The 12,961-nt window shown below is 60.1% G+C and carries 10 protein-coding genes and 2 rRNA genes; 8 read left to right on the forward strand and 4 right to left on the reverse strand.

Annotated features, from left to right (window positions below; all coding sequences use genetic code 11):
* The first annotated feature begins 333 nt into the window (after nt 1–333).
* Nucleotides 334–3,215, forward strand: a 23S ribosomal RNA gene (locus tag BJG93_RS05075).
* Between the two features lie 212 nt (nt 3,216–3,427).
* A 5S ribosomal RNA gene (gene rrf, locus BJG93_RS05080) occupies nt 3,428–3,541 on the forward strand.
* A gap of 1,157 nt (nt 3,542–4,698) precedes the next feature.
* Here the strand turns inward: rrf and BJG93_RS05085 are convergent.
* Entirely contained in the window at nt 4,699–5,622 is a 924-nt protein-coding gene (locus tag BJG93_RS05085) for a dTDP-4-dehydrorhamnose reductase family protein (RefSeq protein ID WP_027197248.1), read from the reverse strand.
* A gap of 11 nt (nt 5,623–5,633) precedes the next feature.
* Nucleotides 5,634–5,837, reverse strand: coding sequence for a heavy-metal-associated domain-containing protein (locus BJG93_RS05090; RefSeq protein ID WP_027197249.1), 204 nt, complete (start codon nt 5,835–5,837; stop codon nt 5,634–5,636).
* Nucleotides 5,838–5,971: 134 nt separating this feature from the next.
* Between BJG93_RS05090 and cueR the strand changes: the two genes are divergently transcribed.
* From cueR to BJG93_RS05110, 4 genes are all read left to right on the forward strand, one after another.
* A complete protein-coding gene (cueR, locus tag BJG93_RS05095; RefSeq protein WP_027197250.1) occupies nt 5,972–6,394 on the forward strand; it encodes a Cu(I)-responsive transcriptional regulator in 423 nt (140 codons plus the stop codon).
* A 251-nt stretch (nt 6,395–6,645) separates the two neighbouring features.
* Nucleotides 6,646–6,792, forward strand: a complete 147-nt coding sequence (locus tag BJG93_RS05100; protein ID WP_082194618.1) for a DUF3563 family protein — start codon at nt 6,646–6,648, stop codon at nt 6,790–6,792.
* A gap of 278 nt (nt 6,793–7,070) precedes the next feature.
* Nucleotides 7,071–7,379, forward strand: coding sequence for a hypothetical protein (locus BJG93_RS05105; protein WP_082194619.1), 309 nt, complete (start codon nt 7,071–7,073; stop codon nt 7,377–7,379).
* Nucleotides 7,380–7,604: 225 nt separating this feature from the next.
* Nucleotides 7,605–8,645, forward strand: coding sequence for an ABC transporter substrate-binding protein (locus BJG93_RS05110; RefSeq protein WP_027197252.1), 1,041 nt, complete (start codon nt 7,605–7,607; stop codon nt 8,643–8,645).
* Between the two features lie 78 nt (nt 8,646–8,723).
* On the opposite strand, the gene BJG93_RS05115 is transcribed toward BJG93_RS05110, so the two are convergent.
* Entirely contained in the window at nt 8,724–9,569 is an 846-nt protein-coding gene (locus tag BJG93_RS05115) for a 23S rRNA (adenine(2030)-N(6))-methyltransferase RlmJ (protein WP_027197253.1), read from the reverse strand.
* Between the two features lie 118 nt (nt 9,570–9,687).
* Nucleotides 9,688–10,659 carry a potassium channel beta subunit family protein gene (locus BJG93_RS05120; RefSeq protein WP_027197254.1) on the reverse strand — a complete coding sequence of 324 codons (972 nt, stop codon included), beginning with the start codon at nt 10,657–10,659 and terminating at the stop codon, nt 9,688–9,690.
* Nucleotides 10,660–10,893: 234 nt separating this feature from the next.
* Here BJG93_RS05120 and BJG93_RS05125 point away from each other — a divergent pair, with 234 nt between their 5' ends.
* Nucleotides 10,894–11,691, forward strand: coding sequence for a 3-hydroxybutyrate dehydrogenase (locus BJG93_RS05125; protein WP_027197255.1), 798 nt, complete (start codon nt 10,894–10,896; stop codon nt 11,689–11,691).
* 10 nt (nt 11,692–11,701) lie between these two features.
* Nucleotides 11,702–12,934 carry a DUF3734 domain-containing protein gene (locus BJG93_RS05130; protein WP_027197256.1) on the forward strand — a complete coding sequence of 411 codons (1,233 nt, stop codon included), beginning with the start codon at nt 11,702–11,704 and terminating at the stop codon, nt 12,932–12,934.
* Nucleotides 12,935–12,961 lie beyond the last annotated feature (27 nt).

The raw sequence follows: 12,961 nt of genomic DNA on the forward strand, positions 1-12,961 counted from the left end.
TCAGCGCGAAGTGAGGCTGAGTACTTGGCATTGGCGATTGAGCCAGTCAGCGCGGTACGCGATGGAATGTGATACCGGCTGTCGTTCTTTAACAATCAGGAAGAAGTAGTAAGGAGATTCACGAAAGCGTGCCTGGAGATGGGTGCGTGAGTAGGTGAATCAGGGTTGTGATTGTATCGATGTATTTTAAAGGTGATCGAGAGATCGCCTTGGAATACGGCGCAACACGAATACTCAACCTGTAGCGAGTGCGTCTGTCCCCTGCGGGGGATGGGAGCCACGTTAAGCGCCAAGGCGCTAACGTGGGTCGACACAGAGACACACCCGTTATAGGGTCAAGCGAACAAGTGCATGTGGTGGATGCCTTGGCGATCACAGGCGATGAAGGACGCGGTAGCCTGCGAAAAGCGGGGGGGAGCTGGCAAACGAGCTTTGATCCCCCGATATCCGAATGGGGAAACCCGGCCCGTATGGGTCATCCTGAACTGAATCCATAGGTTCAGCGAAGCGAACGCGGTGAACTGAAACATCTAAGTAACCGCAGGAAAAGAAATCAACCGAGATTCCCAGAGTAGTGGCGAGCGAAATGGGACCAGCCTGTACTCTTTATTTGTAGTGCTAGCCGAACGCTCTGGAAAGTGCGGCCATAGCGGGTGATAGCCCCGTAGGCGAAAGCATTATGAAAGAACTGGGTGTACGAGAAGTAGGGCGGGACACGTGAAATCCTGTCTGAAGATGGGGGGACCATCCTCCAAGGCTAAATACTCGTGATCGACCGATAGTGAACCAGTACCGTGAGGGAAAGGCGAAAAGAACCCCGGGAGGGGAGTGAAACAGATCCTGAAACCGCATGCATACAAACAGTCGGAGCCTTTGAAAGAGGGTGACGGCGTACCTTTTGTATAATGGGTCAGCGACTTACATTCAGTGGCGAGCTTAACCGATTAGGGCAGGCGTAGCGAAAGCGAGTCCGAACAGGGCGTCCAGTCGCTGGGTGTAGACCCGAAACCAGGTGATCTATCCATGGCCAGGTTGAAGGCACGGTAACACGTGCTGGAGGACCGAACCCACTAACGTTGAAAAGTTAGGGGATGAGCTGTGGATAGGGGTGAAAGGCTAAACAAACCTGGAAATAGCTGGTTCTCTCCGAAAACTATTTAGGTAGTGCCTCGTGTATCACCTTCGGGGGTAGAGCACTGTCATGGTTGTGGGGTCCATTGCGGATTACTACGCCATAGCAAACTCCGAATACCGAAGAGTGCAATCACGGGAGACAGACATCGGGTGCTAACGTCCGGTGTCAAGAGGGAAACAACCCAGACCGCCAGCTAAGGTCCCCAAATATGGCTAAGTGGGAAACGAAGTGGGAAGGCTAAAACAGTCAGGAGGTTGGCTTAGAAGCAGCCATCCTTTAAAGAAAGCGTAATAGCTCACTGATCGAGTCGTCCTGCGCGGAAGATGTAACGGGGCTAAGCCATATACCGAAGCTGCGGATGCACATTTATGTGCATGGTAGGAGAGCGTTCCGTAAGCCTGCGAAGGTGCACTGGAAAGTGTGCTGGAGGTATCGGAAGTGCGAATGCTGACATGAGTAGCGATAAAGGGGGTGAAAGGCCCCCTCGCCGTAAGCCCAAGGTTTCCTACGCAACGTTCATCGGCGTAGGGTGAGTCGGCCCCTAAGGCGAGGCAGAAATGCGTAGCTGATGGGAAGCAGATTAATATTTCTGCACCATTGTGAAATGCGATGGGGGGACGGATCGCGGAAGGTTGTCCGGGTGTTGGAAGTCCCGGTCGCTGCATTGAAGAGGGTGCTTTGGCAAATCCGGGCACAGGACTCAAGGGTGTGGCGCGAGCTTCTTCGGAAGCGAAGCAACTGGAAGGGGTTCCAGGAAAAGCCTCTAAGCTTCAGTTTCACAGTGACCGTACCGCAAACCGACACAGGTGGGCGAGATGAGTATTCTAAGGCGCTTGAGAGAACTCGGGAGAAGGAACTCGGCAAATTGGTACCGTAACTTCGGGATAAGGTACGCCCTGCTAGCCTGACTGGCCTGCGCCAGAAGGGTGAAGGGGTTGCAATAAACTGGTGGCTGCGACTGTTTAATAAAAACACAGCACTCTGCAAACACGAAAGTGGACGTATAGGGTGTGACGCCTGCCCGGTGCCGGAAGATTAAATGATGGGGTGCAAGCTCCTGATTGAAGTCCCGGTAAACGGCGGCCGTAACTATAACGGTCCTAAGGTAGCGAAATTCCTTGTCGGGTAAGTTCCGACCTGCACGAATGGCGTAACGATGGCCACACTGTCTCCTCCCGAGACTCAGCGAAGTTGAAGTGTTTGTGATGATGCAATCTCCCCGCGGCTAGACGGAAAGACCCCATGAACCTTTACTGTAGCTTTGCATTGGACTTTGAACCGGTCTGTGTAGGATAGGTGGGAGGCTGTGAAGCGTGGACGCCAGTCTGCGTGGAGCCGACCTTGAAATACCACCCTGATCTGTTTGAGGTTCTAACCCTGGTCCGTGATCCGGATCGGGGACAGTGCATGGTAGGCAGTTTGACTGGGGCGGTCTCCTCCCAAAGTGTAACGGAGGAGTACGAAGGTACGCTAGGTACGGTCGGAAATCGTGCTGATAGTGCAATGGCATAAGCGTGCTTGACTGTGAGACTGACAAGTCGAACAGGTGCGAAAGCAGGTCATAGTGATCCGGTGGTTCTGTATGGAAGGGCCATCGCTCAACGGATAAAAGGTACTCTGGGGATAACAGGCTGATACCGCCCAAGAGTTCATATCGACGGCGGTGTTTGGCACCTCGATGTCGGCTCATCTCATCCTGGGGCTGTAGCCGGTCCCAAGGGTATGGCTGTTCGCCATTTAAAGAGGTACGTGAGCTGGGTTTAAAACGTCGTGAGACAGTTTGGTCCCTATCTGCCGTGGGCGCTGGATATTTGAAGGGGGCTGCTCCTAGTACGAGAGGACCGGAGTGGACGAACCTCTGGTGTACCGGTTGTCACGCCAGTGGCATCGCCGGGTAGCTATGTTCGGAAGAGATAACCGCTGAAAGCATCTAAGCGGGAAACTCGCCTTAAGATGAGATATCCCCGGGGCTTCGAGCCCCTTGAAGGGTCGTTCAAGACCAGGACGTTGATAGGTCAGGTGTGCACGTACAGTAATGTACTGAGCTAACTGATACTAATTGCCCGTAAGGCTTGATCCTATAACCGGTGTGTGCCGGCAGCCGTTAGCGCTTGAGCGCTTATGGATGCCCCACCCTGCGCAAGGCGCAGGGTCTTATGCAGACCCCACACGGTTGAGACCGGTGTTGTGCCAGAAACACCACAACCCCCCACACGAATCCCTTACGCTTCTTCCCGATTGGCTGTGGCGCGCCCGGCTGGCTCCAGCCCCGCGACGCAGCAACCCGTCATGCCTGATGACCATAGCGAGTCGGTCCCACCCCTTCCCATCCCGAACAGGACCGTGAAACGACTCCACGCCGATGATAGTGCGGATTGCCCGTGTGAAAGTAGGTAATCGTCAGGCTCCCCAGCACCTCAGAAACCCCACCCCCGCGGTGGGGTTTTTGCGTTTACGCGGCCGTCACCGGAAGAAGCCGGTTTTTCCGTGACGAGCCGACTTTCTTCTGTCCAGCCTGCTGCTTCGCTATCATTCCCTTCACGCAGGCGGCCGGCTCAAACCCGAGTCGCAGGCCTCCGCCGCGCAAGCGCGGCCAGCACCCAGACAGAAATGGGTGAAAGCGTACCTCGGGCCGTGCGGTCCGGTCGCCGGGCTTGCACTCAAGCACGAGGGAGCGCCAACCTGCTGCGCAAATGGACCCGGCTCCACATCCGCAGCGCCTGGCAGACACGTCGCTACAGCCGGCGCCGGCTTGCCACCGCGTGCGCTCCGGTAGCCGGGGTCGCCAGTCACGAAGCGGTGATTGCACCCGAGCCTGCGCGTCACGATGACAACTCCGCCTCGCTAATTCCGCAGGGGTGCGGATCAACGATGCCGAACTGGTTGCCCTAGCAGTCGATGGCTGGCAAAACTGTAGCCGTAGCCTTCGGGCTCCTACGCCCCGTACTCGTTCGACAGCAGGTCGAGCGGTGACGTCTCGAGCCGAGCTCACGGTGGACCAGCGGCCAGTTGCGCAGTTGGCATATACGGCTTAACGACGGTGGCGGCCGAAACAGCTAACGCGATCGTTTACCGAAATCCAGTAGCGCGAGGCGGGACGATCGAGGTAGTCCCCCGACCGACGCGCTCGACAAGTCGATCGTCGCCGCGATCTCGCGCTGGCCGCGTTCGCACATGAAGCGCAGCCGCAGCACTTCCTTGATTTGATGCAAGGATGGCTTCTATTCGGCATTCGCGCGCGCGATAAAAATCGCCGAACGTCCATGGTTAACCCCGCACCGTCCTTCCTCCAGCTCATTTTCGCTTACGTGTGGAAGTCGCGTTCGGCCCATCATGGAATACACAATTTACAGTCGGCAGAAGAGCTGGCTCTTCTATGACACGGTCGCAGGACCGAGAGCCGCAGCCAGCCTGAGTTCCCAGGTCCTGCCCTCCAGGACACATGGCGTCTAACCGTATCGGTATTTCGTTGCGGCGTTTAACGACCTACCGCTTGCAGAAAGAGCCGACGACCACGAGACCCCGGCGCATTGGCCCCTGGGCCCCGGCAGACCAGCGCGCCTTCATTCGCCTTGCATAAGCGACGTCGTGCATTGCCCGCTTACCACCTGCCGGATCGCGATATCGAACGGTGTGCGTCGGCCGATTTGAAACGCCTCCAGACGGCTCGATGCCAGATGACAGTTGTGCGGGCGCGGCGTGGCATCGGTGGCTGCGCGCTGGGGCGTCAGCTGCGCGTCGAGTTGCAAGGCTTTTGCCAGACACACGGCGATTTCGTATTTGTTCATCGGTTCGTCGCCCGACCATTGCACGATGCCAGAGATCGTTTGGCCGCGCGCGTGTCGCTCAAGCATCTGTCGGATGACGAAAGCGACATCGGGCGTGAACGTCGGGTAGCGGATTGCCCAGGCGTCCATCGCGGCGGCTTGGCCGTTCGGCGCGGCCGATGCCACGATCGCAGGCACGAGGCTAGTCACGGCTGATTCCGACCAACTGATAACCGGCCCATACAACAGCGGCAGACGCAGCACGCATCCGCGCTCGGCCGTTTCGGCCAGCGCTCGCTCGCCTTCCAGTTTGCTCCGCCCGTACGCGTTGAGTGGCGCGGGTATGCTGTCGTGACGATAGGGCGGGTGCGTGCCATCGAACACGTAGTCGGTCGAAATCAACAGCGTCCACGCGCCGTGTCGGTTCGCCGCCGCGGCGATCGTCCGCACGGCATCGACGTTGAGCGCACTTGCAAGCTCCGGATCGCGCTCGCAGACATCGGGACGACGCTCCGCCGCGGCAATCACGACAGCATCCGGCGCCACGTGGTCGATGAAACGCTCGACCGCAACGCTATCGCGAACATCCAACGGGATCATCTGCGGCGACGGCCGGCTAAATGCGGTGGCGACGCATTGCCAGCCGGCCTGGCGCGCAAGTTCGTCGTTCAGCGCGCGGCCGAGCAGCCCGGAACCACCGATCACGGCAATCTTGAACATGATCGGCGTGATCAGCCGACAGACTTGACCGTGTATCCGGCTTCTACGATCGCGGCCTTCAACGCATCGACCGGTTGTGCGGACTCCGTGATCACGCGGCCGGTCGCGAGATCCACCTGAACCTGCGCGGCTGCGTCATGCTCGCGAATCGCGTTCGTAACCGCAGCAACACAGTGTTGGCAGCTCATGCCTTCTACATGGAGTTCGATTGTCATTGCAAAGACCTCGACGGAATCAGATAGCGGATAGTCGAATTATGCCTGCTGAGCGATGCGTGGGTAGCTGACTTTCCCACCATGGGAAGGTGTAGGATCGGCTCGGGGTCGGCCATAACTTTGGGGAAACAGCCATGAACATTGGGGAAGCCGCCCGCGCGTCGGGCGTTACGGCAAAAATGATTCGCTACTACGAAAGCGTCGGCCTATTGACCGCAAAGGCGCGCACGAGCGCCGGTTATCGCGTATACGGCCCGCAGGAAGTGCATTCTCTGCGCTTCATTCGCCAGGCGCGCCGGCTCGGATTTCTGGTCGAAGATATCCGACGACTGCTAGCGTTATGGCACGACCGCTCGCGTGCAAGCGCGGAAGTAAAGCGCATTGCGCTCGAACATGTCGCCGAGCTCGATCGCCGCATCGCCGAGCTGACCGACATGCGCGACACGCTCGCGCACCTGGCCGATCACTGCCACGGCGATGATCGCCCGGATTGTCCGATTATCGAGCGACTAGCGGATACGGATCTTGTTTCGGGACACGGTTGCCACCCGCTCTAGCCGTCGGCCGAACGGCAGGCGGAACCAGATCGTATGTTATGCCGGCAATCTGCGCACTGGAACGCGAACAACAAGCGCACGGTCGTTCCGATTGAATGCGCCAAACTAGTGCAACATGCCAAAAAGAATGCACTGCGTGCGGGCATCTCACGAATCGGACCGTGCTTTTGAGCTATAATGCGGGTTAACCCTTTACGGGAAATCCCTAGTGCCAATCACCGGGGGGTTCATCTGATTCCTTGGAGAACATCATGTTTGCATTCATTCTTGACAAGCTCAGCACGTGGTTCGAAACCGCGGAACGTAGCCGTCGCGAGGCGTATCTGGCATCGTCGTCGGATATCGTCCAGCTCGAACAGCGCATCCGTTCGCTGGAGACCAACGGCTATTCACTGTGAGTTTGCGCTTTGCGTTTGATCCGGCGGCGCCTGCTTTTGCGTGGCCATCGCGGTACCCCTGTCGAGCCCCGTCAAAGCGGGGCTTTGTCGTATCTGGACGTCGAAAACAACACGCTTTTGGAGCGGACGGCGCCAGATAGCTGCTGATGGCGAATATCGACTAGCTTCGTAACGCGGGTCGCGGTAAGGTGGGGCGATCTTTCGCGCACGACGGCATTCATAACTCATCGGGGCTGCCCATGTCCTCTGTCCATTCGCTCCAACTTTTCCGACCCGTGATGGCAGTGGCCGCCGTGGCGACGCTCGCGACTTTGTGCGTCGCGTCGGACGCATTCGCGGGCTCCCGTAACGACCGCGCTCCCGTGGTTCTCGATACGCTTGGCGGCGTCAACGATGGCCAGAGCGGCACCGTACTGCTGAGCTCGCCGCCTGCGCCGGAGCCGATCGTCGCCGCGCCGCCGATTGCGGCACCGGTCGAACTACCTCGGGAATCGCCGCCACCGTTCGTGGTCGCGCCGTATATCCAGTTGCCGTCCGCTGGCGGCGCACCGCCGCGGCCGCTGCCTCGGCCGGTGCCGCTTCCATAACAAGGGAGCAAGGCACGAGAGTTCATCGGCGACGCCTCCAGTCGATCCTCTTTCTTCCGCATGCGCGAGCCTGCCTCGCATCCGACACCTCATTCGGGTTTCGGCGCATGGCGCCCGTGAAACCGTCAGACGACAATCGTTGCGCGCGTTGTCGCCGTCAGCGTCGACCGTGGCATATGCGCCTGCATCACCGTTCGAACGGAAAACCAACCAGGAGACGTCCCCATGCCGAATCACTGGATGCAGCGTGCGACGCGCGCCTGCCTGATGCTGCTTGCACTGGCCGCGCTGCCCGGCGCCGGGTTCGCGAAGGACACGCCGGAAAAGCCGACACTGACGATGGCCGTCGGCGGCTTACCCGGCCTCTACTATCTGCCGGTCCTCGCCGCGCAACAGCTCGGCTACTTCAAGGACGAAGGCCTGAACGTCACGCTCGAAGATTTCGCGGGCGGCTCGAAGGCGCTCGAAGCGGTAGTGGGCGGCAGCGCCGACGTCGGCGCGGGGGCGTTCGAGCACACACTATTCATGCAGGCCAAGGGGCAACATTATCGGGCCTTCGCATTGATGGGCCGTGCACCGCAGATCGTGATCGGCGTGGTGAAATCCAAAGCCGACCAGCTCAAGTCGCTGGCGGACTTCAAAGGCGCGAAGGTCGGCGTGAGCGCGCCGGGTTCGTCGACGGATCTCGTCCTCACCGTTGCATTGCGCAAGGCCGGCGTGCAGCGCAGCGATATTTCCGCGATCGGCGTCGGCAGCGGCGCGACGGTGCTGGCCGCGGTGGGCAGCGGGCAGATCGACGCGCTGTCCAATGTGGATCCAATGATGACCAAGCTCACGCGTAGCGGCGCGATCAAGGTGCTGGTGGACACGCGTACCGTGAAGGGCACGAAGGCGTTGTTCGGCGGCACGATGCCCGCGGCGACGCTTTACGCGCCCGAGAGCTTCATCCAGAAAAATCCCAAGACGACGCAGGCGCTGACCAACGCGATCGTGCGCGCGAATCATTGGCTGCAGACCGCGAGCGACGCGGATCTGCTGAAGATGGTGCCGCAAGCCTATCTGTTGGGTGACCCAACGCTCTATCTCGACGCTTTTCACAATGTGCGCGACGCCTATTCGCCGGATGGACTGATGCCCGAGGATGGCCCGGCGACTTCCCTGCGCGCGTTGTCGTCGTTCGATAGTCGGCTCGATCCGAAGAAGATCGATCTGAGCGCGACCTATACGAACCAGTTCGCGAGCAAGGCGGCCGCGCAGCTCAAGTAAGCGTAAGCGGACACCAGCTTGTGCGAGACAAGGTGATGGGCAACCGCGTGCGGCGCGCGCACGCGCCGCGCGTCACGTTCAATTGCCGCGATACTCGACCTTGAACGTCGCTGCCTTGTCCTCGCCGAGCGTCTTGACGAGCCACGGCATCTGATCCTTCAGCGACTTGCCGAGCGTATATGGCGGATTCAGGATAAACATGCCGCTGCCGAACAGGCCATAGCCGTCCTCCGGGGGATTGCTGACGGTCAGGCTGACGTGCAGCCAGTTGTCCTTCTGCAACTGCTTTAGCTGGTCGGGAAACCGCTGCGACTCGGGGCGCTTGACCTGCGGATACCAGACCGCATACGTGCCGGTCGGAAAACGCTTGAGACTTTCTTCGACACAGCGCAGCGTGCGCCCGTAATCGCGCTTGTCTTCATACGACGGGTCGAGCAGGACCAGCGCGCGCCGCGGCGCCGGCGGCAGCAGCGCGAGAATGCCGTCGAAGCCGTCGCCCGCGTACAGCATCGCGCGACGGCCCGCGTCGCGGAAATTGTGGCGCAGCACGTCGATTTCGGTGCTGTGCAATTCGAACAGCCGCATGCGATCCTGCGCGCGCAACTGCCGCCACGCGAGGTACGGCGAGCCCGGATAGAAACGCAGTTCGCCATCTGCGTTGAGCGCGCTGACTTCGTCGACGTATTCGGCGAAAAGCGGCGGCAAATCGTTGCGGCCCCACAGTTTCGCGATGCCCGTCTCGAACTCGCCGGTCTTCGTCGCGTAGCCTTCCTTTAGCGAATACACGCCCGCGCCCGCGTGCGTGTCGATGTACCAGTAGGCCTTGTCCTTCTGGCCAAGGTAGCGCAGCAGCTGCACTACGACGGCGTGCTTGAGAACGTCGGCGTGATTGCCGGCATGAAAGGCGTGGCGGTAGCTGAGCATGATGAAAGGACACTGAGAGAGCGCAGGCCGGCTCGAACGAGCCCGCAACGCGCGGTCGCGTATTGTACGCGACCGGGCGTGCCCGGTTGGCCGCTCGGTGCCTGCCGCTGCGCGCGATTCACTCGTGCGCGTCGCCGATGATCTCCTCGATCCGCTGCTTGATTTCCGGCGTGATGCGCTCGGCCACCTCGGCTGACCGCATGTTTTCGCCGATCTGTTCGACTCGCGAAGCGCCCGTGATCACCGTGCTGACATTCGGATTCTTCAGAATCCACGCGATTGCAAGCTGACCGACCGTGCAGTCGAGCTCATCGGCGAGCGCGCCGAGCTGGCCGACCACGTTGTTTCTCGTCGGGTCGGTGAGTTGCTGACGCAACCAGTCATAGCCCTGCAACTGCGCGCGACTGTCGGCGGGCACGCCCTCACGGTATTTACCGGTGAGCAGACCCGATGCGAGCGGACTCCACGTGGTCAGGCCAAGCCCGATGTCCTCGTAAAGCCGCTGGTATTCCTGTTCGACGCGTTTGCGGTGAAACAGGTTGTATTGCGGCTGCTCCATGACCGGCTTGTGCAGATGGTGCCGCTCGGCGATTTCATAAGCGGCGCGAATTTCGTCGGCGCTCCATTCCGAGGTACCCCAGTACAGCGCCTTGCCGCGCGCGATCATGTCGCTCATTGCCCAGACCGTTTCCTCGACCGGCGTGTTCGGATCGGGACGATGACAGAACACGAGATCGACGTAATCAAGCTGCAAGCGCTTCAGCGACCCGTCGATAGCGTTCATCAGGTATTTGCGGTTCAGCGTGTGGTACTGGTTCGGCGCTTCATTGAGTCCCCAGAAAAATTTCGTCGACACGACGTAGCTGACGCGCGGCCATGCCAGCTCCTTCAACGCATGGCCCATAATTTCCTCGGATTTGCCGCCCGCGTAGACCTCGGCGTTGTCGAAGAAATTGACCCCCGCGTCGCGCGCCGCGGCAAGCGATTCGCGTGCGGCGCGATGATCTACCTGGTTGCCGTACGTGACCCATGAACCGATGGACAACTCGCTCACCTGCAGGCCCGAGCGGCCAAGACGTCGATAATTCATGCATGTCTCCTGGTTGGTGATGCCACGGGAATGGAGCCGGATTTAGCCAGAAAGCGTCCAGTTTAAAGAGATACCATTCGATGCGCGTTTTACCTATGTCGTTCATAGGGTTCATGCACAATAGCAAAATCGGCCGCCGCGCTGCATCGGCCGGACGGTCTATACCGTTTGGCCGACTTTTCGCCGCGCACGGTCTTGTGGTCTCATTGCTCATCAACTGCATGGAGGTTCTGGATGTCGTCTCTGAACACGAATCTGAACGGCAAGGTTGCCGTCGTTACTGGCGCTGCGAGCGGCATCGGCAAACAGGTCGCGTTGACTCTTTCGGCCGCGGGCGCGGCGGTCGCGATCGCCGACCTGAATCAGGACGGCGCGAACGCCGTGGCTGAAGAAATCAGAAAGGGCGGCGGCAAGGCGATCGGCGTGGCAATGGATGTGACGAGCGAAGACGCCGTGAACCAGGGTATCGACAAGGTCGCCGCGGAATTCGGCTCGATCGACATTCTCATTTCCAACGCCGGCATCCAGATCGTCAATCCGATCGAAAACTATTCGTTCTCGGACTGGAAGAAGATGCAAGCCATTCACGTGGACGGCGCGTTCCTGACCACCAAGGCTGCGCTCAAGCACATGTACAAGGACAATCGCGGCGGCGTCGTGATCTACATGGGCTCGGTCCACTCGCATCTCGCCTCGCCGCTGAAGTCGGCGTACGTGACCGCGAAGCATGCTCTGCTGGGGCTGTCGCGCGTGCTCGCCAAGGAGGGCGCTGCGCACAACGTGCGTTCGCACGTCGTGTGTCCGGGCTTCGTGCGCACGCCACTCGTCGACAAGCAGATTCCCGAGCAGGCGAAGGAACTCGGCATCAGCGAAGACGAAGTGATCAAGCGCGTGATGCTGGGCGGTACCGTCGACGGTATCTTTACGACGGTTGAAGATGTCGCGCAGACCGTGCTGTTCCTGTCGACCTTCCCGACGGCGGCGCTGACCGGCCAATCATTCGTGGTGAGCCACGGCTGGTACATGCACTAAGGGGCGGCCCGTGGCGCAACGCAATCTGAAGCGGGCGCGCGTAGGCGTGTCCGGCGAGGGGGAGGGCGCGGGTCCGGCGGTCGCCGCCCACCTGCGCCGGCATCTCCGGTTGCCCAACTACGAAACTGTCGCGCTGATGCTGCAAGGCGGTGGCGCACTGGGCGCCTATCAGGCCGGCGTCTTTCAAGGACTATACGAAGCAGGCATCGAACCGAACTGGGTCGCGGGAATTTCGATCGGCGCGCTGAATACGGCGATCATTGCGGGCAATCCACCGGAACAGCGCGTCGAGCGTCTGCTGCAATTTTGGGAGACGATCTGCCAGCCGGCGTTCGGACCGCCGTTGCCGGCTCCGGTCGAACACGCGCTGTTCAATTCGAGCGAAGCGGTGCGCAAAGCATTTACGGCAGCGCAGGCAATGAGCGCGATCGTCGAAGGGCAAAAGGGTTTCTTCGTGCCGCGCTTCCCACCGCCGCTGCCCACGATGTCCGGTCCGCCGCAACTGGCGAGTTATTACGACACCACGCCGCTGAAGGCCACGCTCGAGTCGCTGTGTGATTTCGACCGGATCAATTCCGGCGAAATACGCGTGTCGGTGGGCGCGGTGAATTGCGGCACGGGAAATTTCGCGTACTTCGACAATACGCACACCACGCTCAGGCCTGAGCATTTCATGGCGTCGGGTGCGTTGCCGCCGGGTTTCGCAGCCGTCGAGATCGACGGTCAGTTCTACTGGGACGGCGGCCTGATGTCGAATACGCCGCTCTACGAGGTGCTCCAATCCACGCCGCGCCGCGACACACTCGCGTTCCAGGTCGATCTATGGAGCGCGGTCGGCCCGGTGCCGGACAACATCACCGACGTTCAGGGGCGCATGAAAGACATCCAGTATTCGAGCCGCACGCGTCTCGTGACCGACATGCTGCAGCGCTCGCAGCGCTTCCGCCACGTGCTGCGCGAGGTGCTGGATCGGGTACCCGTCGAGCAGCGCGACGATCCGTGGTGCAAACTCGCCGAGGATCTGTCGTGCTCGAAGCGCTACAACGTGGTTCACCTGATCTACCGGCACAAGGAATACGAAGGACACTACAAGGACTTTCAGTTCGGTCTGTCCACGATGCGAGAGCATTGGCGAAGCGGTCTCGAAGATATTCGCCATTCGCTCGAGCAACCCGACTGGCTCGATATGCCGGACAACGATGCCGGCTTCGTCACGCACGACATTCATCGGGACTCGCGCTGATCCGTCGCGGGCAGAGCCGGCGCTGCG

This window comes from Paraburkholderia sprentiae WSM5005, from assembly GCF_001865575.2.
GTDB lineage: Bacteria > Pseudomonadota > Gammaproteobacteria > Burkholderiales > Burkholderiaceae > Paraburkholderia > Paraburkholderia sprentiae.

What these genes read in the sequence shown, in the direction of transcription:
- BJG93_RS05085 (WP_027197248.1), bottom strand. Translation starts at nt 5,622, where the DNA reads ATGTTCAAGATTGCCGTGATCGGTGGTTCCGGGCTGCTCGGCCGCGCG.
- BJG93_RS05090 (WP_027197249.1), bottom strand. Translation starts at nt 5,837, where the DNA reads ATGACAATCGAACTCCATGTAGAAGGCATGAGCTGCCAACACTGTGTT.
- cueR (WP_027197250.1), top strand. Translation starts at nt 5,972, where the DNA reads ATGAACATTGGGGAAGCCGCCCGCGCGTCGGGCGTTACGGCAAAAATG.
- BJG93_RS05100 (WP_082194618.1), top strand. Translation starts at nt 6,646, where the DNA reads ATGTTTGCATTCATTCTTGACAAGCTCAGCACGTGGTTCGAAACCGCG.
- BJG93_RS05105 (WP_082194619.1), top strand. Translation starts at nt 7,071, where the DNA reads ATGGCAGTGGCCGCCGTGGCGACGCTCGCGACTTTGTGCGTCGCGTCG.
- BJG93_RS05110 (WP_027197252.1), top strand. Translation starts at nt 7,605, where the DNA reads ATGCCGAATCACTGGATGCAGCGTGCGACGCGCGCCTGCCTGATGCTG.
- BJG93_RS05115 (WP_027197253.1), bottom strand. Translation starts at nt 9,569, where the DNA reads ATGCTCAGCTACCGCCACGCCTTTCATGCCGGCAATCACGCCGACGTT.
- BJG93_RS05120 (WP_027197254.1), bottom strand. Translation starts at nt 10,659, where the DNA reads ATGAATTATCGACGTCTTGGCCGCTCGGGCCTGCAGGTGAGCGAGTTG.
- BJG93_RS05125 (WP_027197255.1), top strand. Translation starts at nt 10,894, where the DNA reads ATGTCGTCTCTGAACACGAATCTGAACGGCAAGGTTGCCGTCGTTACT.